Genomic DNA, 21186 nt, shown 5'->3' on the forward strand with positions numbered 1-21186 from the left:
GGGCGTGTCCATCGTCGAGGAGGTCGGCGCACAGGTCCGCGCCGCCGCCGAGGAGTTGCCGCTGGGCCTGCTCGGGCAGGCGCTGGAGAAGTTCGGGCTGGCCAGTGAGCGGCTGCGCTGGGTGCGCCAGGAGTCGGCCAACCCGATGGGGGTGCCGGAACTGTCCGCCGCCACCGAGCACGCGGAGACCGCCGGCTACGCGTTGCGGCTGGCCCAGGAGCAACTGACCGCGTACCTCGCCGCGATCGGGCTGGCACCCGACGGCGCGCCACCGGCTGCCGGGCAGTCGCCGCAGCGGCGGCCGGTGCACGACGCGCCGGGAGCGGCCGAACCGGTGGTCGCCGCACCCGAGCCGGCCGGCGAGGTGCGGCTGCGCCGCTGGTGGTCGGTGCGGGTGGCCGAGCTGACCGGCGGGCGGGAGGGCTCCGCGGAACAGCCTGACGAACGCATCGCCGACTCCCGGGAGCTGCTGCACCGGGTGGTACGCGGTGTCCGGGCCGGCGACCGTGACCGCCTGCACCGCGACCTGCGCGGTGCCCACGCCGACGTCGGTCTCGGGCTGGCCGCCGTGGCTCCGCCGCTGCTGCGCGACCTCGCCAGCGAACTGCTCGGTCATCCGCCGCGCGGCGACGACCTCGCCCGGCTGCACCGCGAACTGGACGGTCGGGTCCGCGACCTGCTCCCCGGCCTGCCGGCCCCGGTACTCGACACCCTGCTCAGCCGGGTCTGCCGGATGCCTCCGCCGCGCCGGGGCGAGGGCGAGCAGCCACACGCCGTCGACCCGGCGGTAACCGCCGGGGTGCTCACCGGCGTCCTGCTCGACCGCCTCGGCCGCGACCTGTCGCCCGAGGCCGGCAGCACCGGCAACGATCGGCCCTCGACCGGCGGGACGGCCGGGCGGGGTGGCGGGCCGGGTCTCGGCAGGCGACCGGAGCCCGATCGGACATCCGGGCCGACCAGCTCCGGGGGTGGGCGCACGACACCGTGGTCCGGGGCACCGTCACGGCCCACCTCCAGCCACGGACCCGTCGGCCGGCCGAGGCGCGGGATCGATGGCTGACCGGCGCAACCAGCTGGTCACCCGCGTCCGGGAACTGCTCGCCGAGGCACTCGGCGCGTCCCGGGAACGGTCGACCGCGGCACAGATCACGCTCTCCGCCGCCCGCGAGCGGGCGGTGCGGGTGCGGCGGGCCGCCGCCGCCGTACCGGAGCGCGTCGGTGCCGAACGCGACCGCCGCCTCGCCGAGATCGACTCCCGGCACGCGGCACGGTTGACGGCGCTGGCCCGGGAGGCGGCCGAGGCCGCGGCCCGGGAGGCGCCCGGCGCGGGTTCGGCGGACTGGCCGGGGTGGCGTCCCACCCCGGCCGAGCGGGCCGAACCACCGGGTGCGACCCGGATCGGCACAGTCCGGCTGGCCGGCACCGAGCCGGTTCCGGCACTGGTGCCGCTGCTCGATTCGGGGCACGTGACGCTGGACGGGGACGCCGACGCCTGCGCGGCCCTGGTCGCCGCGCTGCTGCTCCGCAGCCTGGGTCGGGCCGCACCGGGCAACGTACGGCTGGTCGGCTACGACCCGGACCGGCTCGGCGGCGGGCTGGCCGGATTCGCCCCGCTGGGTCCGGCGGGGCTGCTCACCTTCGTCGGCCCGGGTGGTCTGGGCCGGCTCCTGGACGACCTGGTGGAACAGATCCGCCGGATCAACGAGACCGTCCTGGCGGGCGAGCACGCGTCGCTGCGTGACCTGGCCGCCGCGACGGGACGCCGCCCGGAGCCGTGGCGGGTCGCGGTGCTGCTCGGGGGCGATGAACTGTCCCGGCACGAGCGCGGCCAACTCGACCGGGTGGTACGCGCCGGCGCGGCCTGCGGCGTACACCTGATCGTGCGGGGTGTGCCGGTGCCCGACCAACCGGCGGTGACCCGGGTGACGGTGACCGCCGACGGCGCCCGGATCGGCAGCCTGCCGGTCCGGCTCGACCCGCCCCCGCCGGCCACCCTGGTCACCGAGACCTGCCGGGACATCGCCTCCGTGGTCAGCGCCGGACCGGCACCCACCCCGTTCACCGACCTGCTGCCGCCGGCCGACCAGATGTGGCGGGAGGATTCGGCGATCGGGCTGACCGCGCCGATCGGTGAGGGACCGCAGGGCCGGCCGGTGCTGCTCACCCTCGGCGACTATCCACCGCACGCGTTGATCGGCGGCCCCTCCGGCACCGGCAAGACGAACCTGATCTTCGCCTGGATCGGGGCCCTGGCCGCCCGCTACTCCCCCGCCGAGTTGGAGTTCTACCTGCTGGACTTCAAGGAAGGGGTGTCCTTCGCCCGGTTCGCCCAGGGCCGGCGGGACCCGAGCTGGCTGCCGCACATGCGGCTGGTCGGCATCAACGTCAACACCGACCGGGAGTTCGGCCTGGCACTGCTGCGCTTCCTGGCCGAGGAGCTGCGCCGACGGGCGGACGCGGCCAAGAAGCACGAGGTCACCAAGCTGGCCGAGCTGCGCGCGGTGGACCCGACCGGGCACTGGCCCCGCATCGTCGCGGTGGTAGACGAGTTCCAGATGTTGCTGGCCGGCCGGGACGCGGTCGCCCGCGAGGCGGCCGACCTGCTGGAGGACCTGGCCCGCCGGGGCCGCTCCCAGGGCATCCACCTGGTGCTGGCCTCGCAGGACGTACGCGGCATCGAGGCGCTGTGGGGCCGGCCCGCGCTGGTGGCCCAGTTCACCCTGCGGATCGCGCTGCCGAAGGCGCTGCGCATCCTCGCCGAACGCAACGACGCCGCCCAGTCGCTGCCGAAGTTCCACGCGGTGGTCAACGCCGAGTCGGGCCTGACCGAGGGCAACCAGGTGGCCCGGATCCCGTCGGCCAGCGACTGGGAGACGTGGAGCGACCTGCAACACCGGCTGTGGCGGATGCGTCCGGCGGAGGCTTCGCCCGCCCGCCTCTTCGACGGCGACGCCGTCCCCCGGCTGGCCGACGCGCCGGACTTCCGGGCGCTGCGGGCACCGGAGGTCGGTACGCCCCGAGGGCCCGTCGCGCTGCTCGGCGAGATCATCGACGTGCAGGCCCGCTCGGCGGTACTGCGCCTGCCCCGGGCGCCGGGCCGTAACCTGGCCGTCCTGGGCACCCGGGTCGACGAGGCGTGCGCGGTGCTGGACGCGGCGGCCCGCTCGCTGGCTCGGCAGCACCGCCCCGGCAGCGCCCGCTTCTCGATCGCCTGCCTGGATCCGGACGCCGACCCGGCGGCCCGGGCCCTGTACGAGGATCTCGCCGACGACGCCGCCTGGTACGACGAGGAGACCGTGGCCGAGCTGATGGCCGAGACGGCCGACGCCCTGGGTGCCCCCGGCGCCACCGGGGCACCCCACTATCTGCTGTTGTTCGCCGTCGACGCGGCCGCCGGGACGCTCGCCGCACCCACCGGGCGGGCCACCGGGCTGGAGAACCTGCGCCGGATCCTGCACGACGGCCCCGAGCGGCGTACGCACGTGCTGGCCTGGTGGCGCGGGGTGGCCCGGATGCGCGCCGACCTGGGTGGCACCGGCGCGCGTACCGACCAGATCGGTGCCTGGGTGGCGCTGGACGCCCACGGCGGGGAGCTGGGCCCGTCGTTGTACCCGGGCAGTGGTGGGCCGGACTGGTATCCCCGCCCGTGGCGTGGGCTCTTCTTCGACCGGGCGGTGCACCGCACCGGGCAGACCATCATCCCCTACGGGCCGGCACGATGAACGAACCGGTCACCAGCCAGACCTACACCGCCCAGCTGCGACGGCTCGCCGAACTGGCCGCCCGGGTGCGCGAGCAGCGCGAGGAGGCGCGGGACTGGTACGAACAGCAGTGCGCGGCGGCGGACCGGGCGGTGGCCGAGTCCGCCGACGAGGTGAACCGGGCCGAACGGGAGCTGGCAGCCGCGCGCGAGGCACAGGAGCGGGTGGATGCCGAGGTGGCGGTGCTGTGGCAGGAGCTGAACAGCCGGCTGGGCGGCGGCGGGCGACGTGCCGGGGCACCGCCGGCCCCCGCGTCGGAGGCCACCGGCGACCCGGTCGCACTGCTGGAGGGGGTACGCGATCTGCTGCGCCGTACCCGTCAGCCTGGCGAGCTACCGGGCAACGTCAACCCGCTGCTGGCGCTGAGCGGTGTCGCCGCTGCGGTGCTGGCGTACGCGCTGGGCGCCGTCGCCCGTGCCCTGGGTGCGCGCAACGACGGTGACCTGGCCGTCGGCCTGCCGGTGCTGGCCCTGGTGGTGACGCTGCTCGGCCCGGTGCTGGGCCTGATCCCGGCGCGCCTGATCGCCGACCGTCGCCACGCCGTGCTGAGCCCCCGCCCCGTCCTCATCGTGGTCGTCGCCGGCCTCACCACCACCCTCCTCCTACTAACCCTCCCCCTCCCCTGACTCCACCGCACTAACCCACCAAGCGGTTGATCATGAAGTTGTTGCCCAGGTAACCGCTTCCCGCGACAACAACTTCATGATCAACCAATGCTGGGGCGGGTTAGGCGGGGGCGAGGGCGGCTTCGCGGAGGAGGCGGCGGGTGAGGGTGAGGCGGTCGGCGTCGGTGTCCAGGCCGGGCAGGTCGCCGATGCGGATTGCCGGGCCGGCGAGCAGGGCACGCACGGCGGGCCCGCACTGCGGGGGCAGGGTGATCGTACGGTCGAACAGGCGCAGCGCCACCCGCTCGCCCTCGGTGGCCAACTGCCAGCGCAGACCCAAACGGGCGGTGACCCGGCTGTCGGCGGTCAGCGCGGTGATCGCGGCGGCCTGAGCCAACGGCCGGATCGGTGCCGGACGCGACGCCGACCAGGCCCGCTGCCGCAGCCGGCCGGCCACGGCGGCCGGGTCAGCGCGCAGCAACCACTGCCGCAGGGCCTCGACCGTCTCGGTCAGCTCCGGTTCGATGGCGTCCGGGTCGGCCACGTCGGTGCCGAACGGCAGGGTCGCCCGCAGGCGCTGATCCTCGGCGGCGAGCGCGAGCAACTCCTCGACCAGCGCGTACCGGGTCAACGCCCGGACGCCGACGGTCAGGTGCAGCGAGTTGGACTCCTGCGCCTGGGCGCTGTGCAGCCATCCCCGGGGCAGGTAGAGCGCGTCACCCGGTTCCAGGACCACGTCCAGCGCGGCGGGACCCTGCGCGGTCGCCGCGACCTCGTCGGCGCGGCCGCCCCACGGTTGCCGCTCCAGCGGGTCGGGCAGCACCGGCGGATGGATCCGCCAGTGCTTGCGACCGTCGACCTGGAGCACGAAGACGTCGTGGGTGTCGTAGTGGGTGGCGAAACCCTGGCTGTCCGGCGGGGTCAGGTACGCGTTGACCTGCAACGGTTGGCCCACGGCCAGGCTCAGGTCCCGGGTGAATTCGATCAACGCCGGCCAGGTGCGGTGCAGACCCTGCAGGACCAGGGTGGCGCCGTCGGCGTACAACTGGAGGATCTTCTCGTCGAGGACCTGGTCGTCGATCTCGGCGCCGGCACCGCCACCGCCGGTGTACCGCGCCGCCGGCAGCACCTGGCCGTCCTTGGCCACCCGCAGGAAAGGGGTACGCAGCCCACGCCGGCTGAGCAGTTCGTCGGCGTCGGCGAGGCTGAGCAGATCGGCGAAGCCGGCCGGATTGGGCAACTCGGCGGCGCGGGACAACAACGGAGTACGCCCCCAGTGGGCGGCGGCGAACTTCGCCGCCTCCACGCTGACGCAGCGGGCCAACGCGGCTGCGGCCGAGGTCTCGGTGGGCTCGTCGGGGCCGGACGGCCCGGTGGCCGGAGACGGAGCCGCCGGGCGGCCGTGGCCGCCCGGCGGGTCGAGATGCGTCATGGCGATCCGTTACCGGGCCGCGCCGTCGGCGCCGCCGTCCTGCTGGCCCGGAGTGGCACCGCCGTCGGCCGGGCCTTCGGCACTACCGTCCGCGCCGCCGTCGTGCTGACCCGGGGTCGCACCGCCGTCGGCCGGGCCTTCGGCACTACCGTCCGCGCCGCCGTCGTGCTGACCCGGAGTGGCACCGCCGTCGGCCGGGCCTTCCGCCCCGCCGCCGCTTGTGGTCTGCATGTCATCGTCGTTGAGTGGCATCGTGCTCCCTCGGATTGACCCGCCCCCGCCGCCGTTGGTCGGGTGCGTCCTGCCGCGGGTGGTACCCCGCTCCCGATCTTCTCTAACCACACCTTGTTCCACCGTAATCTCCCGAACCGTCCGGCATGACCAGTTCACCGCTGCGGGCAGGCCGGCGCCCCGGATGGCAGGATGGGCCGAACACACCGACGGAGGTGCCGATGACCGAACCACTGGAGCCGGTGACCGAGGACTGGCAGCGCGCCCTGGCGATCGTGGCCCACCCCGACGATCTGGAGTTCGGTGCCGCCGCCGCCATCGCGCGCTGGACCGGGCAGGGCAAGCAGGTGGTCTACTGCCTGGTCACCAGCGGCGAGGCGGGCATCGACGGGATGCCGCCGCCGCAGGCCCGGGAGGTACGCGAGCAGGAGCAGCGGGAGTCGGCGGCCCTGGTGGGCGTGGACACGGTCGAGTTCCTGGGTCTGCCCGACGGGGTGCTGGAGTACGGCGTACCGCTGCGCCGGGAGCTGGCCGCGGTGGTCCGTCAGCACCGCCCGGAGATCGTCATCACCAACAACTTCCGGGCCACCTGGGACGGCGCGGACGTGCTCAACCAGGCCGACCACATCGCGGTGGGCCGGGCCACCCTGGACGCGGTGCGCGACGCCGGCAACCGGTGGATCTTCCCGGAGCAGTTGACCGACGGCGTCGAGCCGTGGGGCCGGGTACGGCAGGTGTGGGCGGCATCGTCGCCGCGTTCCCGGCACGGCGTGGACACCACCGACACGTTCGACCGGGGGGTCGCGTCGCTGCTGGCCCACGAGGCGTACCTGACCGGCCTGGGCGACGGCAGCTTCGACGCCGAGGAGTTCCTGGAGGGCGGCGCGCGGCCGGTCGGCGCCCGGCTGGGCGTGCGCTACGGCGCCTCGTTCGAGGTGTTCCACTTCGACCTCTGGTAGGCCCGGCGATGATCCTGGTCGGCACCTCCGGCTGGCAGTACCGCGACTGGCGGGACCGCTTCTATCCCGCCGGGCTGCCGCAGCGGGCCTGGCTGGAGCATTACGCCGGCCGGTTCGCCACGGTCGAGGTGAACAACGCGTTCTACCGGCTGCCGGAACGGGAGACCTTCGCCGCCTGGCGCGCGCGTACTCCCGGTGACTTCTGCGTGGCGGTCAAGATGAGCCGCTACCTCACCCACATCAAGCGGTTGCGGGAGCCGGCCGAGCCGGTGGCCCGCTTCCTGGAACGGGCCACCGCGCTGGGTGACCGGCTCGGCCCGGTGCTGCTGCAACTGCCACCTAACCTGCGCGCCGACCCATCGGCACTGGCCGCGACGTTGCGGCTGTTCCCGCCGCAGGTGCGGGTGGCGGTGGAACCGCGACACGTCTCCTGGTGGACCGACGCCACCCGGGGGGTACTGGAACGGCATCGCGCCGCACTGGTCTGGGCCGACCGGCACGGCCGGCCGATCGCCCCGCTCTGGCGTACGGCGGAGTTCGGGTACCTGCGCCTGCACGAGGGCCGGGCCCGCCCCTGGCCGCACTACGGACGCATCGCCCTGGCCTCCTGGGCGCGCCGGCTGGCCGAGGCGTTCGGTGACGACGAGACGGCGTACGTCTACTTCAACAACGACCCCGGTGGCGCGGCGGTGGCCAACGCGGCCACCTTCGCCGCGCTGGCGGTCCGGGCCGGCCGCCGGGTCAGCCGGGTGCCCGGGCCGGGTGCCCGGTGAACCGGATGCGTCGACCCGCCCCTCGACGGGGCGGGTCGCGGCGGGCCCGGGTCAGGGCATGATCCGGGCGAGGTCGGCGGGCATGGTGTCCTTGACGTCTTCCCACTCGCCCTGGGTGATGTGCCGGCGCAGGGTGTCCAGCACCACCTGGACCACCCGCTCCGGGCCGCCCGCCACGTCGTACGGGAAGCCCTGGCGGACCTCGTAGAGGAAGTCGTCCCGGTTGAGCTTGATCGGCACGTTCTGCGGCTGCCAGCCGTCGAAGTAGATTCCCCGCACCACGACCGGCAGTTGGGCGGAGAACTCCACGCTCTCCTGCACCGGCATCCGGTCGCGCAGCAGGTGCAGCACCGTACGCAAGGCGGCGTACGACTGGTTGCGCTGCTCCTTCGGCCATCCGTACGCCTGCTCGATGTCCTTCAGAATCAGGTTGGTCTTGTCCATCGAGGACTCGATCGCGGACTGGAACTGCTCAGCCATCTGTCCACCCCCGTAGGTCGGTTTCCCACCTTCGGTCGTCCTGACGTCGCGGCGGCCCCACCGGGCCACGCCGGTACCGGATCGGGCTGTCGCGCCCCGCACGCGCGGCCCGCCGCGGCTGCTCAGCCGCTCCGACAATCCGCAGGACGCCGTTTCGCCGCCGGTGTGGTACCACCTGAACGGTCATCGCCACCTCCGTGGTGTCGCTTCCGCGCGAACGATCGCCACAGCGCCGCCCGCCGACACCATCCTCCGCACGGGCCAGGTGAGTCGTCCTCACCCCGTCCGGGTGAGAACCCGTCCTCTCACCCGCTCGTCACCGCCGAACGAACGCCGGCCCGGGCCGGGAGTCCGCCTGCCCCGACGCTGAGCCGCCGGGGCAGGCCGAGCGGCGGGTCAGGCGGACTCGGTGAGCAGCGCCTGGAGTTGCTGAGCGTTCGTCTGGGCGTAGTCCCGATAGCAGTTGTTCAGGAGAACGTGGGTCTGTTCGGTCTCGCCGGCCAGCTCGCGGAGTTTGGGGGCCCAGTCCCGCAGTTCCCGTTCGGAGTAGTGGTAGCCGAACTTCTCGTGGATGTCCTTGCTGGTCCACTTGTCGCTGTGCCCGTGGAAGCGCACCACCGCGAGGTCCGAGGTGGCGGCCAGCACCGGCGGAATCGACGAGCGGTACCCCTGCGGCATGTCCACGCTGACGTACGCGAGCCGGTGCTCACGCAGGAAGTCGAGGGTCTCGGTGGCGTTCTCGCCGTCGAACCAGGAGGCGTGCCGGAACTCGAAGACCGGCCGCAGCGGCGCGCAGCGCCGCGTCACCTCCAGCAGGTACTGCTTGTTGTCACGCCGGATGGTGAACCAGGGCGGGAACTGGAACAGCAGCGCGCCGAGTTTGCCCGTCTCGACCAGGGGGTCGAGGGCGCTGAGGAAACGCGTCCAGACCTCCTCGTACGCCTGCGGCGGCAGGTCGTCGGGGTAGAGGTTGCGTTTGCCGGTGTCCGGTCGCAGATCCTTGTAGATCGCGCTGACCCGGGTGGGGTGACCGGTGAGCAGGCTGAACGCCTTCACGTTGAAGGTGAAACCGGCCGGGGTCCGCTCGGCCCACAGCTTCGCCGTGCGCTCCGCGGGCGGCGAGTAGTAGGTGGCGTCGACCTCGACCAGCGGGAACTGGCGCGCGTAGTAGGCCAGCCGTTTCTCCGGAGTGTCCGCCGTCTGGGGATACCAGCCGGAGTCCAGCAGGGTCCGGTCGGTCCAGGACGCGGTGCCCACCATGATCTCGCCCATGGGTGGAGTCCACCGTGTCCCGGACCGACCGGCAACCGTTGCGGGTCAGGCCGCCCGACGCTCGCGCGTCTGCTTGCAGGTGACGCAGGTGGTGGCCGACGGGAAGATCTCCAGCCGTTCGACCGGGATCGGCGCGGTGCAGCCCTCACAGAAGCCGTAGGTGCCCTCCGCGAGCCGCGCGAGGGCGTGTTCGTACTGGGCGCGACGGTCCAGGATGGTCCGCAGCAGCGACTGCGCAGTGTCCCGCTCGGCCGTCTTGGTGCCGCTGTCGGCCTGGTCGTCGCCGGCGGTGTCGCCGACCTCGACGAGCCGCAGCACCTGGCTCTGCTGCACCGCCTGCTGGTACTCCTCGGTCAGCTCGTCGTGGCGGGCCTGCAGGGAGAGCCGGATCTGGTCGATCTCCGCCTGGGATCGGCCCGTGCCGACCGTGTCGTGGACGAGCATCGCTGCCTGCCTTTCCTGGGCCTTATCGTCTCCCCGGGCGGGTCGGTCCGCACCCGGTCATACCGCCCAAGTCATCGCACCCGGGCGCTGTGAGCCCCGCGTTTACCCTCGTTGTCGACGACTCAAACCGGGCCGTCGGCGGATTCCACCAACGCCGGGTGACGCGGGTCGTCGACCCGGACCACCACGTCGGCGAAGCTGGCGGGGGCCACCTCGGCGGCGTACCGGTCGAACGCGGGCAGGGTCCAGGCCAGTTCGGAGTCGGTCCGCCGACGCAACGCGGCGGCCGTCATCTCCAGGTGTACGACGACGTCGAACGCCAGCCCGCCGCCGAGCAGGAACGCGCCGCTGACCAGTACCACCCCGCCGGGTGGCAGGTCGACGTAGCCGGCCCGGCTGGCCCGGTCCGCCCGGGCGTCCCAGAGCGAGGGCAGCACCCTTCCGTGCCCGTCCGGCCCCGCCGGGTCCAGTACCTCCCGCCGCAGGCCGGCCTCGTCGACCCAGCCCTCGTAGTACGAATCCGGGTTGGTTCGGCCCCGTTCCAGGCGCAGCGAGGCGGGGCGCAGGAAGTCGTCGGCCCGCACGTGCAGCACCGGGTGACCGAGGGCGCGCAGTGGATCGACCAGGGCGTCGGCCAACTGGTCGGGGCGGGCGGCCGGAGCACCGTCCACCGCCACCCGCAGCCGTCCGGTCGACACCGCGCCGGCCAGCCGCTCGGACAGCTCGCTGACCAGGAGCGGCGGTGAAATGGGACGCACACGCATCCGACCATGGTGCCCGCCGGTCGGCGCCGCCATGCCCGCCCCGGCCGCGCTGACCCGCAACCGCGCACCGGTCCCCGCGTCCGACGAGGCCCGCCGACCGTGCCCGGGCCAGGACGGCGCAGTGCAGTCAGCCGGCGCGGTCGAGGGTGACCCGAGCGTCGTCGGCCAACCGGTAGCCGACGCCGTAGACGGTGGTGACCAGCGGAACGTCCACGCCGACCTTGCCGCGTAGCCGACGCACGTGCACGTCGACCGTGCGTACGCCAGCGTGCTCGTAACCCCAGACGGCGTTGAGCAGCTGGAGCCGGGTGAAGACCCGCCGGGGATTCGCGACCAGGTGCAGCAGCAGATCGAACTCCAGCCGGGTCAGCGGCAACGGCTCGCCGTCGCGCAGCACCGAACGAGAGGACGCCAGGATGTGCAGGGCGGGAATGGCGGGCGCGAGCTGTCGCGAGGGTGTACGACCCGCCGGCACGGTCTCGCCGCGGCGTTCCGGTACGACCGGGCCGACGGTGGTGATGGTGCCCTCGCCCCGCTCCAGCATCTCCCGTGCCGCGTCGAGCAGCCGGCGCGCGGCCGGCGTCAGCGACTCCTCGCACGCCAGGGGAATGGAGAGGGTGACCGTCAGCACGGGAGCGGCGGTGTTGGCGGGACGACGCTGACCGCCGGGGGGTCGACCGGGCACCGCGGGTTGGGACGTATGCCATCCGGCGCGCGACGAAGCGGGGCTGACCGACATGGTCCTCCTTGGCTGGTCCGGGTATTCCCCACGGCCCCGGGACGCCGCTCTATCGATGCTTCCCGGCGCCCGTGCGAGGGTCAAGGGGCGGCTGCGTTGCATGAATGTGACAATTGACCGACACATCGGAGCCGTCCGCTCGCTCTGCGTACGAGGCCAGATGATTACAGCAGAGTCGCCAAGTTGACCTGATACGGGGGGTGGTCCACGCCGTTCGCGGCCTTCGGGGCGGGATGTCCGTACCCGGCGTGACGTCGGCTGTTCGCGCTCCCACGCCACGACCGTCACGCCAACGGGACAGCGGCCGGCGAAGATCAGCTGGTCGGCTGGCGGTCGCGAGCGGTGGGGCGGCGCCGACTAACCTGGACCGGTGAGCGACGAACTCGACGCCGAGACCCTGGAATTCGCGCACCGGATGTTCGACCTGGCGCGCGACGGCGCGACCACGGAACTCGCCGGGTACGTCGACGCGGGGCTACCGGTCAACCTGACCAACCAGAAGGGTGACAGCCTGCTGATCCTGGCGGCGTATCACGCCCACCCGGAGACGGTTCGCGCGCTGCTCGACCGGGGAGCCGACCACTCCCGCGCCAACGACCGGGGCCAGACGGCGCTGGCCGCGGCGGTGTTCCGCAGCAACGCCGAGGCGGTACGCGCGTTGCTCGACGCGGGTGCCGACCCCGACGGCGGCAATCCGTCCGCGGTGGCCACGGCCGAGTTCTTCGACCTGCCCGAGATGCTCACACTCCTGCGCTCCAGCTAGTGCGGTTTTTGGACACCGCACTAGGTGCCTACGCTCTGGCCTCGATGAGAAAGCGGCGGGCGTGGGCGACGAAGGTGCCCTCGGCGCGGATCCGATCGTGCAGGCGCCGCAGCGCGGGTCGGTGCGCCGCCACGGTGAAGCCGGGCACCGTCCAGATCACCTTCCGGAGGAACCAGACCACCGCGCCGATGTCGTGGAAGACCGTCCGCAGCGTCGCCTCGCGCAGGTCCACCACGGTCAGGCCGGCTGCCTGAGCGGCGGCCACCGCGTGCTCCGGATGGCGATGCGCCGGCGGTGGCAGCGGGCCGAGGATCGCCTCGCTGAGTTCGCGTACGGTCCCGGGGCCGATCTGCTGGGACAGGAACGTACCGCCCGGGCGCAGCACCCGCGCCACCTCGGGCCAGTCGGTGCGCACCGGATGCCGGCTGACCACCAGATCGAAGGCGGCGGCGCGGAACGGAAGTGGGGCGTCCCCCTTCACCGCCACAACGCTCGCCCCGAGCGGAGCCAGGTTGGCCCGCGCCACCAGCACGTTCGGCGGCCACGCCTCGGTGGCGACCAGCAGCGGGGGTGGGTGGGGTGCCTCGGCCAGCACCTCTCCCCCGCCGGTGTCGATGTCCAACGCCGCGTCGACGCCCGCCATCCGCGCCGCCACCAGCCGCGCGTAACCCCAGGGTGGGCGTTCCTCGGTGGCCCGCCCGGCGAGCCAGTCGAACGCCCACCCCTCGACCGGGGCGGCGGCCCCCTCGGCGATCAGATCCTCGAAGCTCGTCTCTCGCGGCACGGGTGTCAGCGTGTCCGGCCGAGCCCGCTCCGGCAACGCCTTATCCGACGCCGTCCCGCCGGAGCGTCGGCCGCCGACGCCGTCGGGCCCGCAGCCCGGGGAATCGGGCCGTGCCTACGGACGGGGCCGTACGACCTCGACGGTGGGGGCGTCCACGCCGCGTACGAGCTCGACGCTGGTCGCCTCGGGCCGGGTGGCGTCGAAGTGACGCATCAGCCGCGCGCCGAGACGTACGCCCACCCCACCGACGGCGAGGGCGAGCACTTCGACGGCCAGCAGCGCCGGTGAGGCCCCGCGGTTCGTCGCGTCCGCCCGGACCAGGCAGGAGAGCAGGAACAGCCCGGCCATGCCGGCGTTGACGACGTTGAAGCTGATCGCGGTGTGCCGGGTCCGGTCGGGCGGCACGTCCCACAGGTCGACCATCCCGGCCACCGCGGTCAACGCGGCGGTCACCAGGGCGGCCACCGCCGTCCAGTAACCGACCTCGCCGAGGAAGACCGGGCCGCCGACCACGTCGGCGGAGTCGAAGATGACGGCACAGACGAAGAGCCCGTACGGAAAAGTCACAAGCATCGGTTGGACGGGGTGTCCCTGCACCCGCAGCCGGCTCTGCATCGTGTCCCCCTGGATAGGTTCAGTCCATCAGTCCAGGGTGCTACCCGGGCGCCACCCGGGCGAAACGACACGCCCCGGTCAGTTGTCCCGGGGCCGGGAGACCGTGCTGACGAGTCGCTCCGCCACCTCCCGTAGCGGGATCGACAGCGACGACGCCGCGCTGCGCAGCACGTCGAGGGCGTCCTCGGCCGGGCAGCCGCGCTGGGTCATGATGACGCCGACGGCCTGGCCGATCACGCCGTCATTGAGCAGCGCGTTGTCCTGCTGCCCGGTCAGCGCGGCGCGCTTCTCCCGGTCGCGGACCGCCGCCAGCAGCAGGCCGGCGTGTTCGGCCAGCAGCATCGCGGTCAACTGGTGGCCGGGGGTCAGCGCGTCGGGTTCGGCGGCGTACAGGTTCACCGCGCCGATCACCTGGTCGTCGATGTCGACGGGCGCCGAGATGACCCCGCGTACGCCCAGTTCGCGGGCCCGGGGCGTCCAGTCCGGCCAGCGTGGTTCTGCGCTCAGTTCCTCCGCGCCGACCATCTCCCGGCGGCGGATCGCGTCCATCGCCGGGGTGTCCGGTCCGTACCGCAGGTCGTCCAGCCCGCTCAGCCGCGAGTCGGCGGCGGCCACGCCGGCCGGCTCACCGGCCCGCAGGGCGGTGAAGCCGCACCAGGCGACCCCCGCCAGGGCGTCCCGGGTGATCCGGGCCAGCGCGGACAGTGCCACGTCGAAGTCGTCCACGGCGATCAGCCCGGCGGTCAACTCCCGCAGCAGGGCAGCCGTCTCCAACACGCCGAGGGTCTCCGCCAGCGGCGTACGCGTCTCCAGGTTCACCGGCTCGCGACTCCCGTACGCCCGGTCAGCGTCGTCACCCGTCTCCTCCTCGGCTGGGCCCCCACGCTGGAGCCGCCCCTCGACATCACGATCGCCCTACTACCCGCGCCAACAATGGTCGAAACGGCGCAAACCGGGGCCCCTCCAGGGTACGGGTGCCGCCGGGAGGGGTGGGCCGGACCAAACGACTCAGCGTGAGCCGGCCCCGCTGAGCCGCCGGCCGACCGAGGCGATCAGCCGGTCCAGCTCGGAGCCGAACGGGTTGTCGTGCACGAGGTACGTCCAGGTGGCGCTCGGGCGGACCAGTTCCGCCGCGTCGGGCTCCCAGTCCTCGTCGAACTCGGTCTCGGCGAAGGTGGCGAGGGTACGCGCCTCGATCGCCGGTACCAGGTCGGTGAACGCCGGCACCGCGGCCCGGTGGAACTCGTCGAGCGGATCGAGCCGCCCCAGGGCCCGCAGGTGCACGCCCTCGCGGACCTCCGACAGCTCGGCCAGGTGCGACGCCCACAGCCGGTCGAGGTGGTAGAGGGCGATCGACCGGGCCACCTGGGCCAGCAGGTCCTCGTCCATCTCGCCAGCCTTCTCCGGCATCTTGTCCAGCAGCATCAGGGCCGCGACGTCGCTGGTGAGCAGCCGCTCCCGCCGCTCGGCGAGGGCCTTGCGCTGCTGCTCGACGACCACGCTGTAGCGCCAGGTGTTGCGGTGGATCTCGTGGTTGACCCCTTCCGCGACCCGCTGGGCGTGCTCGACGGCGTAGTCCACCTGCGGGTCGGTGACCAGGCCGTCGGCGTTCATCCGAGGCGACGGCGGCACCGTGTCACCGGCGTGACGGACGACCAGGTCGTCCTCCAGGCTGACGTAGAAGACCGAGCCACCGGGGTCGCCCTGGCGACCGGCCCGGCCACGCAGCTGGTCGTCCACGCGACGGCTGTCGTGCCGACCGCTGCCGATCACGTAGAGGCCGCCGAGTTCGGCCACCCGCTCCCGGTCGACCTGGTCGCTGCCACCGAGACGGATGTCCACGCCCCGGCCGGCCATCTGGGTGGAGACGGTGACCGCGCCGTACGCGCCGGCCTCGGCGATGATCGCCGCTTCCTCGTCGTCGTTTTTCGCGTTGAGCACCACGCACGGCACCCCGGCGGCGTTGAGCCCGGCCGCCAACTGCTCGGACTCCTTGACGTCAAGCGTGCCGACCAGCACCGGGCGCCCGTCGGCGTGGCAGCGCCGGATCTCGTCGATCAGCGCCTCCTCCTTCTCCGCCCGGGTGGCGTAGATGCGGTCCGGCTCGTCGACCCGCACACACGGGGTGTTCGGCGGGATCACCGCGACCTCCAGGCCGAAGAACTCCCGCAACTGGTCGCCGACGAGCACCGCGGTGGCGGTCATGCCGCAGACCACCGGGTAGAGCCCGACGTACGCCTGCACGGCGATGGTGCCCAGCACCTCGCCCTCGGCCGTGGCGTCCAGCCCCTCCTTGGCCTCGACCGCCGCCTGGAGCCCGTCGGGCCAGCGGCGGCGCTGGGCCACCCGGCCCCGCATCTCGTCGATCAGCTCGACCGTGCCGTCCCGGACGATGTAGTCCACGTCCCGGTGCAGCAGGGCGTGCGCGTGCAGCGCCACGTTGACCGCGGAGAGCTGCTCGACGTTCTCCTCGTCGTACAGGTCGATGCCGAGCTTGGCCTCGACGGCGGCCAGACCGGCGGAGGTGAAGGCCACACTGCGGCCGTCCTCGGCCACCGTGTAGTGCTTGCCCTTGCGCAGGCCGCGTACCAGCCCGGCAGCGGCGTGGACCGGGTCCTGCTCGCCGGGCACCGAGCCGGCGAGGACCATCGGCACCCGGGCCTCGTCGATCAGGATCGAGTCGGCCTCGTCGACGATCGCGGTACGCAGCGGCCGCTGCACCCGGTCCTCGATGTCGGTGACGAGCTGGTCGCGGAGGAAGTCGAAGCCGGCCTCGCTCACCGAGACGTAGGTGACGTCGCAGGCGTACGCGGCACGCCGTTCGACCGGGGTGGACGCCTCGTTGACCCAGCCGACCTTGAGCCCGAGCAGGGTGTAGATCGGCTCCATCCACTGGGCGTCGCGGCGGGCCAGGTAGTCGTTGACGGTCAGCACGTGCACCGGCCCGTTGCCGAGCCGGACGTGGCCGTAGGCGGCGATCGCCGCGGTGAGCGTCTTGCCCTCACCGGTGGCCATCTCGGCGACCTTGCCGGAGAGCAGCGACATGGCACCCAGCAGCTGGACATCGTACGGACGCTGGTCGATGCCGCGGCGGGCCGCCTCGCGGCCGAGCGCACAGATCTCCTCGTAGCTCGACGCCGCAGCCGCCGCCTCGGTGAGTTCGGCGTCGTCGAACGCCGAGATCTCCTCCTCGCGGGCCTCGATGACCGGCAGCAGCTTCTCCAGCGGAGCCAGATCGACGGTCGTCCCCGGGCGCTGGAGGAACCGGCGGAACCTGGTCTTCAACCGTTGCGACACACCCATGAGCCGCAACGGTACGCGACCTAACCGATCTTGAACGTCCCGCCCGCCCTCCCGAGTTCGCGCGATCTTGCACTTTCTGTCTGGACATAAGGGATGTCCGGCGCATAAGGGCGACCAGAAGTGCAAGATCGCGGAAATTGGGATGACCGGCGAGGCGCAATCAAAGGTTCATCAGCTGGGAACGTGGCCGGAGCACAGTGGTGATCAAGCTGGGGGACCGATCCGATTAGCGTGCGGGGTGCTGGGAAATCCATCTTCCGGTCTTCCCGCCGACGAGGGGGTGCCTGTGCGCAACAACGAATCTCTGGTCTCGCCGGTGGTGGAGGCCTGGGCCACCTATCGGACCACCTCGGCGGCCGACTGGCCGACCCGACGACTCCTTCGGGCCAAGGGAGACAGCCGGGTCAGCGTGGTGCTGCCGGCGCGCAACGAGCAAGCCACCGTCGGGGCGATCGTGGCGACCATCCGCGAGCACCTGATGGACCGGGTGTCGCTGGTCGACGAGCTGATCGTGGTCGACTCGCGGTCCACCGACGGCACCGCCGCGGTGGCCCGGGCCGCCGGCGCCGAGGTGGTCAGCCAGGACGCGATGACCCGCGGGCTGCCCCGGTTGACCGGCAAGGGCGACGCGCTCTGGGCCGGCCTGGCCGCGGCGGAGGGCGACGTGGTGGCCTTCGTCGACGCCGACCTGCGCGAGTTTCGGCCGCACTTCGTCACCGGGCTGCTCGGCCCGCTGCTGACCGACCCGTCGGTCGATTTCGTCAAGGGCTTCTACCACCGGCCCCTGGTCAGCACCAGCGGGGTGGAGGCCGACGGTGGCGGCCGGGTGACCGAGCTGATGGCCCGGCCGATGCTGAACCTGTTCTGGCCGGAACTGGCCGGTTTCGTGCAGCCCCTCGCCGGTGAGTACGCCGGCCGCCGGGAGGTGCTGGCCCGGGTGCCGTTCGTCTCCGGCTACGGCGTCGAGACCGCCATGCTGATCGACCTGCTCGAACTCGTCGGGTTGGACGCGCTGGCCCAGGTGGATCTCGGCGAGCGTAAGCACCGGCACCAGGACACCGCCGCGCTGGGCCGGATGTCCGCCCAGATCATGCTCACCGCCTGGTCCCGGTTGCAACGACGGGGCTGGGCGAATTCGGAGGTGCTGCCCACCGCCCTGCTGACCCAGTTCCGCCGGGGCGGCTCGGACGCGCTGCCGAACCTGGACCGGGAGATCGTGGTCAGCGACGTCGCCGTGGAGGAGCGACCCCCGCTGGCGGAGTTGCAGCACCGACTGCCGCGACGGCAGGTCGCCGCGGCGTGACGTGTCCGGCCCCACCGTGGCGTTTCAGCCGGTGGGGGGCCGGGTACCTGCCAGTCTCTGCGACATCGCCGAGACGAGGGTGGAGATGGCCAGCCGGATCAGCTGCCAGGTGCACGACGGAGCACACGTCACCGTCGTACGCCTCGCCGGCACCCTCGACATGATCTCGATGCGTCAGGTGTACGCGTTCCTGGAAGAATGTCTGGCCCGACAGCCCGACGCGCTGGTGGTGGACCTGACCGAGCTGGACGTGCGGGAACAGCTGGCGGTGTCGGTCTTCGCCGCCGTGGCGCGCCGTGCCGCGGGTTGGCCGGCCGTGCCGCTGGTGCTCTGCGCGCCGCCCCCGGACGCCGCCGCGCTGCTGGCCGGGTCGACGGCCTGCCGGGTGGTGCCGGTGCGGGACAACTGCGACGAGGCGAGCCAGGTGGCCGACGCGTCGGCGGTGACCCGACTGCGGCTGCGCCTGGACCCGGTCGCGGCGGCCTGCCGGCGGGCCCGGGAACTGGTGGTCGACGCCTGTGCCCGGTGGAACCTGCCCGAGGCGGTCGGCCCGGCCTCGGTGGTGCTCAGCGAGCTGGTCGGCAACGTGGTTCGGCACGCGGGCACCCCGATGCAGGTCACGGTGACCCTACGGCGGCCCTGGCTGCACCTGGCCGTGGTCGACGGCAGCAGTGCGGCGGCCCGGCCCGGCGCAGCCGGGCAGCGCGACGAGGGTGGTCGGGGGCTGCTGCTGGTACGCGAGCTGGCCGACCGCTGGGGCAGTGCCCCGGCCGGCGACGGAAAGGCCGTCTGGGCCACGCTACCGGCGAATTGACCGAAATTACCGCTCTCGCCTGGTTACATGGTCGACGGGGTGGGTAGCCACACCCGTCCTTATCCGTCGTCAACGCAGGTGAGCGCTCATGCCGAAACGGGTAACCACCGAACCCGGACAGGACCGGGGCCCGGCGATCCTCGCCCCGGCCCGGTTCGGCGGCTATCCCGGACCGCTGCGCAGGCCGCTTCCGGGCGGAAAGCTGGTCAGGTTCCTGGCCACCACCGACCACAAGCAGATCGGCCTGCTCTACCTGCTGACCTCGTTCGGCTTCTTCGTGCTGGCCGGGATCGAGGCCATGGTCATCCGCGCCGAGTTGGCCCGGCCCGGTCTGCAGTTCCTCGCCCCGGAGCAGTACAACCAGCTCTTCACCTCGCACGGCGCAGTGATGCTGCTGCTGTTCGCCACCCCGGCGGCGTTCGGCTTCGCCAACTACATCGTACCGATCCAGATCGGCGCCCCGGACGTGTCGTTCCCCCGACTCAACGCGCTGGCCTACTGGCTCTACCTCTTCGGCGGGCTGATGGTGGTCGGCGGGTTCCTGACCCCGGGCGGCTCGGCCGACTTCGGCTGGACCGCGTACACGCCACTGAGCACCGTCGAGCACTCCCCCGGCGTCGGCGCGAACATGTGGGTGATCGGCCTGGTGGTGTCCGGCCTGGGTACCATCCTCGGCGCGGTCAACCTGATCACCACGATCCTGACCCTGCGCGCGCCGGGCATGACCATGTTCCGGATGCCGATCTTCACCTGGAACATGCTCTTCACAAGCGTGCTGGTGATCCTGGTCTTCCCGCTGCTGGCCGCCGCGCTGCTGGCGCTGAGCGCCGACCGACTGCTCGACGCGCAGGTGTTCAACCCCGACACCGCCGGGCCGATGCTGTGGCAGCACCTGTTCTGGTTCTTCGGTCACCCCGAGGTCTACATCATCGCGCTGCCCTTCTTCGGCATCATCACCGAGGTCATCCCGGTCTTCTCCCGCAAGCCGATCTTCGGCTACACCGGGCTGGTGCTGGCCACCATCGCGATCACCGTGCTGTCGATGACGGTCTGGGCGCACCACATGTTCGCCACCGGCCAGGTGCTGCTGCCGTTCTTCAGCATCCTGAGCTACCTGATCGCGGTGCCCACCGGGGTGAAGTTCTTCAACTGGATCGGCACCATGTGGAAGGGACAGCTCACCTTCGAGACGCCGATGCTGTTCGCCATCGGCTTCCTGGTGACCTTCCTGCTCGGCGGGTTGACCGGCGTGCTGCTGGCCAGCCCGCCGGCCGACTGGCACACCCACGACAGCTACTTCGTGGTCGCCCACTTCCACTACGTCGTCTTCGGCACGGTGGTCTTCGCGCTCTTCGCCGGCTTCTACTTCTGGTGGCCGAAGATGACCGGGCGCCTGCTCGACGAGCGGCTCGGCAAGCTGCATTTCTGGACCATGTTCATCGGCTTCCACGGCACCTTCCTGGTGCACCACTGGCTCGGCAACGAGGGCATGCCCCGGCGGTACGCCGACTATCTGCCCACCGACGGGTTCACCACGCTGAACACCATCTCCAGCATCTTCGCGTTCGTACTCGGCGCGTCCACCCTGTTCTTCATGTGGAACGCCTGGAAGTCCTGGCGCTACGGCGCGGAGGTGACCGTGGACGATCCCTGGGGCTTCGGCAACTCCCTGGAGTGGGCCACCACCTGCCCGCCACCGCTGCGCAACTTCGACCGGATGCCCCGGATCCGCTCGGAACGGCCCGCGTTCGACGCCAAGTACGGCGAGCTCGTCTCCGACCTGGGCCGCGACCTTCCACAGCGCACCACGAAACCGCCGCAGGAGTTCCGCGACGAGTTCCACCGGGAGGTGCACATGCCGGAATCACCGAGTGCCGAGGGGGCGCACGGCGCGCGGGAGGCGGTCGCGTACCAGCCCGCGCCGCAGTCCGGTGCCCGGCCGGTCGACGTGCCGGAGCCGGAGGAGGTACGCCGGCCGAGCTTCGAGGAGACCGACGAGCCGGAGGACAACCCGCTGGGCGCGCAGCGCGACGCGCAGCCCAACGACCGGTGGCGACATCCGCGCGGGCACGGTGACACCCCGCAGAACTGACCCACGCGTACCGTCGGGGCGGCACCACTCGGTGCCGCCCCCGACGACGTTC

Annotated in this window: 20 protein-coding genes; 9 read left to right on the plus strand and 11 right to left on the minus strand. The window is 72.5% G+C overall.

What is annotated here, in order from left to right; translation table 11 throughout:
- Positions 1-4 precede the first annotated feature (4 nt).
- Genes ACFY2A_RS16155 through ACFY2A_RS16165 form a run of 3 tightly spaced genes read left to right on the plus strand, consistent with a single transcriptional unit; the run spans position 5 to position 4387 of the window.
- On the plus strand, positions 5-1060 hold the full coding sequence (locus ACFY2A_RS16155; protein WP_387172323.1) for a hypothetical protein: 1056 nt from the start codon (positions 5-7) through the stop codon (positions 1058-1060).
- The gene (locus ACFY2A_RS16160; RefSeq protein ID WP_387172325.1) at positions 1053-3722 is read left to right on the plus strand and encodes an FtsK/SpoIIIE domain-containing protein; all 2670 of its coding nucleotides are present in this window, start codon (positions 1053-1055) and stop codon (positions 3720-3722) included. Before ACFY2A_RS16155 ends, ACFY2A_RS16160 begins: the two co-directional genes overlap by 8 nt.
- Entirely contained in the window at positions 3719-4387 is a 669-nt protein-coding gene (locus tag ACFY2A_RS16165; protein ID WP_363919520.1) for a hypothetical protein, read from the plus strand. The genes ACFY2A_RS16160 and ACFY2A_RS16165 overlap by 4 nt, the downstream gene beginning before the upstream one ends.
- 100 nt (positions 4388-4487) lie before the next feature.
- On the opposite strand, the gene ACFY2A_RS16170 is transcribed toward ACFY2A_RS16165, so the two are convergent.
- Both ACFY2A_RS16170 and ACFY2A_RS16175 read right to left on the minus strand, forming a co-directional pair.
- Positions 4488-5798, minus strand: coding sequence for a cupin domain-containing protein (locus ACFY2A_RS16170; RefSeq protein ID WP_387172327.1), 1311 nt, complete (start codon positions 5796-5798; stop codon positions 4488-4490).
- Positions 5799-5807: 9 nt separating this feature from the next.
- On the minus strand, positions 5808-6050 hold the full coding sequence (locus ACFY2A_RS16175) for a hypothetical protein (protein WP_093402782.1): 243 nt from the start codon (positions 6048-6050) through the stop codon (positions 5808-5810).
- Positions 6051-6250: 200 nt separating this feature from the next.
- Here ACFY2A_RS16175 and ACFY2A_RS16180 point away from each other — a divergent pair, with 200 nt between their 5' ends.
- Together ACFY2A_RS16180 and ACFY2A_RS16185 are read left to right on the plus strand one after the other, a co-directional pair.
- On the plus strand, positions 6251-6988 hold the full coding sequence (locus ACFY2A_RS16180) for a PIG-L deacetylase family protein (protein ID WP_387172330.1): 738 nt from the start codon (positions 6251-6253) through the stop codon (positions 6986-6988).
- A gap of 8 nt (positions 6989-6996) precedes the next feature.
- Positions 6997-7761: a DUF72 domain-containing protein gene (locus tag ACFY2A_RS16185; RefSeq protein WP_387172332.1), complete on the plus strand. Its 765-nt coding sequence runs from the start codon at positions 6997-6999 to the stop codon at positions 7759-7761.
- A gap of 51 nt (positions 7762-7812) precedes the next feature.
- Here the strand turns inward: ACFY2A_RS16185 and ACFY2A_RS16190 are convergent, their stop codons facing one another.
- The 5 genes from ACFY2A_RS16190 to ACFY2A_RS16210 all read right to left on the minus strand — a co-directional run bounded on the left by ACFY2A_RS16190 (position 7813) and on the right by ACFY2A_RS16210 (position 11460).
- Positions 7813-8241 (minus strand): DUF2267 domain-containing protein, encoded by a 429-nt coding sequence (locus ACFY2A_RS16190; RefSeq protein ID WP_363919526.1) that lies wholly within the window; start codon positions 8239-8241, stop codon positions 7813-7815.
- Between the two features lie 396 nt (positions 8242-8637).
- Positions 8638-9513 (minus strand): DUF72 domain-containing protein, encoded by an 876-nt coding sequence (locus ACFY2A_RS16195; protein ID WP_387172334.1) that lies wholly within the window; start codon positions 9511-9513, stop codon positions 8638-8640.
- Positions 9514-9558: 45 nt separating this feature from the next.
- Positions 9559-9957: a TraR/DksA C4-type zinc finger protein gene (locus ACFY2A_RS16200; protein ID WP_363919530.1), complete on the minus strand. Its 399-nt coding sequence runs from the start codon at positions 9955-9957 to the stop codon at positions 9559-9561.
- Positions 9958-10079: 122 nt separating this feature from the next.
- Complete coding sequence (locus tag ACFY2A_RS16205) at positions 10080-10721, minus strand: uridine kinase (RefSeq protein ID WP_387172336.1); 642 nt, start codon at positions 10719-10721, stop codon at positions 10080-10082.
- Between the two features lie 127 nt (positions 10722-10848).
- Positions 10849-11460 carry a winged helix-turn-helix domain-containing protein gene (locus ACFY2A_RS16210; protein WP_363919534.1) on the minus strand — a complete coding sequence of 204 codons (612 nt, stop codon included), beginning with the start codon at positions 11458-11460 and terminating at the stop codon, positions 10849-10851.
- A 370-nt stretch (positions 11461-11830) separates the two neighbouring features.
- On the opposite strand from ACFY2A_RS16210, the gene ACFY2A_RS16215 reads away from it, so the two are divergent.
- Entirely contained in the window at positions 11831-12223 is a 393-nt protein-coding gene (locus ACFY2A_RS16215; RefSeq protein WP_363919536.1) for an ankyrin repeat domain-containing protein, read from the plus strand.
- A 28-nt stretch (positions 12224-12251) separates the two neighbouring features.
- On the opposite strand, the gene ACFY2A_RS16220 is transcribed toward ACFY2A_RS16215, so the two are convergent.
- From ACFY2A_RS16220 to secA2, 4 genes are all read right to left on the minus strand, one after another.
- Positions 12252-13007, minus strand: coding sequence for a class I SAM-dependent methyltransferase (locus ACFY2A_RS16220; protein WP_387172339.1), 756 nt, complete (start codon positions 13005-13007; stop codon positions 12252-12254).
- A 114-nt stretch (positions 13008-13121) separates the two neighbouring features.
- Complete coding sequence (locus ACFY2A_RS16225; protein ID WP_387172341.1) at positions 13122-13622, minus strand: DUF2231 domain-containing protein; 501 nt, start codon at positions 13620-13622, stop codon at positions 13122-13124.
- Positions 13623-13700: 78 nt separating this feature from the next.
- Positions 13701-14441: a GAF and ANTAR domain-containing protein gene (locus ACFY2A_RS16230; RefSeq protein WP_387172343.1), complete on the minus strand. Its 741-nt coding sequence runs from the start codon at positions 14439-14441 to the stop codon at positions 13701-13703.
- A 189-nt stretch (positions 14442-14630) separates the two neighbouring features.
- On the minus strand, positions 14631-16925 hold the full coding sequence (gene secA2 / locus ACFY2A_RS16235) for an accessory Sec system translocase SecA2 (RefSeq protein WP_387172345.1): 2295 nt from the start codon (positions 16923-16925) through the stop codon (positions 14631-14633).
- Between the two features lie 319 nt (positions 16926-17244).
- On the opposite strand from secA2, the gene ACFY2A_RS16240 reads away from it, so the two are divergent.
- From ACFY2A_RS16240 to ctaD, 3 genes are all read left to right on the plus strand, one after another.
- Positions 17245-18228 carry a glucosyl-3-phosphoglycerate synthase gene (locus ACFY2A_RS16240; RefSeq protein ID WP_363920221.1) on the plus strand — a complete coding sequence of 328 codons (984 nt, stop codon included), beginning with the start codon at positions 17245-17247 and terminating at the stop codon, positions 18226-18228.
- Between the two features lie 85 nt (positions 18229-18313).
- The gene (locus tag ACFY2A_RS16245) at positions 18314-19042 is read left to right on the plus strand and encodes an ATP-binding protein (RefSeq protein ID WP_387172347.1); all 729 of its coding nucleotides are present in this window, start codon (positions 18314-18316) and stop codon (positions 19040-19042) included.
- 88 nt (positions 19043-19130) lie between these two features.
- Entirely contained in the window at positions 19131-21134 is a 2004-nt protein-coding gene (gene ctaD, locus ACFY2A_RS16250; protein ID WP_387172349.1) for a cytochrome c oxidase subunit I, read from the plus strand.
- Positions 21135-21186 lie beyond the last annotated feature (52 nt).

Source organism: Micromonospora sp. NPDC000442, assembly GCF_042898635.1.
Lineage (GTDB): Bacteria > Actinomycetota > Actinomycetes > Mycobacteriales > Micromonosporaceae > Micromonospora.

Coding starts and splice junctions, on each gene's coding strand:
- secA2 (WP_387172345.1), bottom strand. CDS start 16,925: ATGGGTGTGTCGCAACGGTTGAAGACCAGGTTCCGCCGGTTCCTCCAG.
- ACFY2A_RS16190 (WP_363919526.1), bottom strand. CDS start 8,241: ATGGCTGAGCAGTTCCAGTCCGCGATCGAGTCCTCGATGGACAAGACC.
- ACFY2A_RS16175 (WP_093402782.1), bottom strand. CDS start 6,050: ATGCCACTCAACGACGATGACATGCAGACCACAAGCGGCGGCGGGGCG.
- ACFY2A_RS16245 (WP_387172347.1), top strand. CDS start 18,314: ATGGCCAGCCGGATCAGCTGCCAGGTGCACGACGGAGCACACGTCACC.
- ACFY2A_RS16170 (WP_387172327.1), bottom strand. CDS start 5,798: ATGACGCATCTCGACCCGCCGGGCGGCCACGGCCGCCCGGCGGCTCCG.
- ACFY2A_RS16200 (WP_363919530.1), bottom strand. CDS start 9,957: ATGCTCGTCCACGACACGGTCGGCACGGGCCGATCCCAGGCGGAGATC.
- ACFY2A_RS16180 (WP_387172330.1), top strand. CDS start 6,251: ATGACCGAACCACTGGAGCCGGTGACCGAGGACTGGCAGCGCGCCCTG.
- ACFY2A_RS16160 (WP_387172325.1), top strand. CDS start 1,053: ATGGCTGACCGGCGCAACCAGCTGGTCACCCGCGTCCGGGAACTGCTC.
- ACFY2A_RS16205 (WP_387172336.1), bottom strand. CDS start 10,721: ATGCGTGTGCGTCCCATTTCACCGCCGCTCCTGGTCAGCGAGCTGTCC.
- ACFY2A_RS16185 (WP_387172332.1), top strand. CDS start 6,997: ATGATCCTGGTCGGCACCTCCGGCTGGCAGTACCGCGACTGGCGGGAC.
- ACFY2A_RS16165 (WP_363919520.1), top strand. CDS start 3,719: ATGAACGAACCGGTCACCAGCCAGACCTACACCGCCCAGCTGCGACGG.
- ACFY2A_RS16210 (WP_363919534.1), bottom strand. CDS start 11,460: ATGTCGGTCAGCCCCGCTTCGTCGCGCGCCGGATGGCATACGTCCCAA.
- ctaD (WP_387172349.1), top strand. CDS start 19,131: ATGCCGAAACGGGTAACCACCGAACCCGGACAGGACCGGGGCCCGGCG.
- ACFY2A_RS16195 (WP_387172334.1), bottom strand. CDS start 9,513: ATGGGCGAGATCATGGTGGGCACCGCGTCCTGGACCGACCGGACCCTG.
- ACFY2A_RS16225 (WP_387172341.1), bottom strand. CDS start 13,622: ATGCAGAGCCGGCTGCGGGTGCAGGGACACCCCGTCCAACCGATGCTT.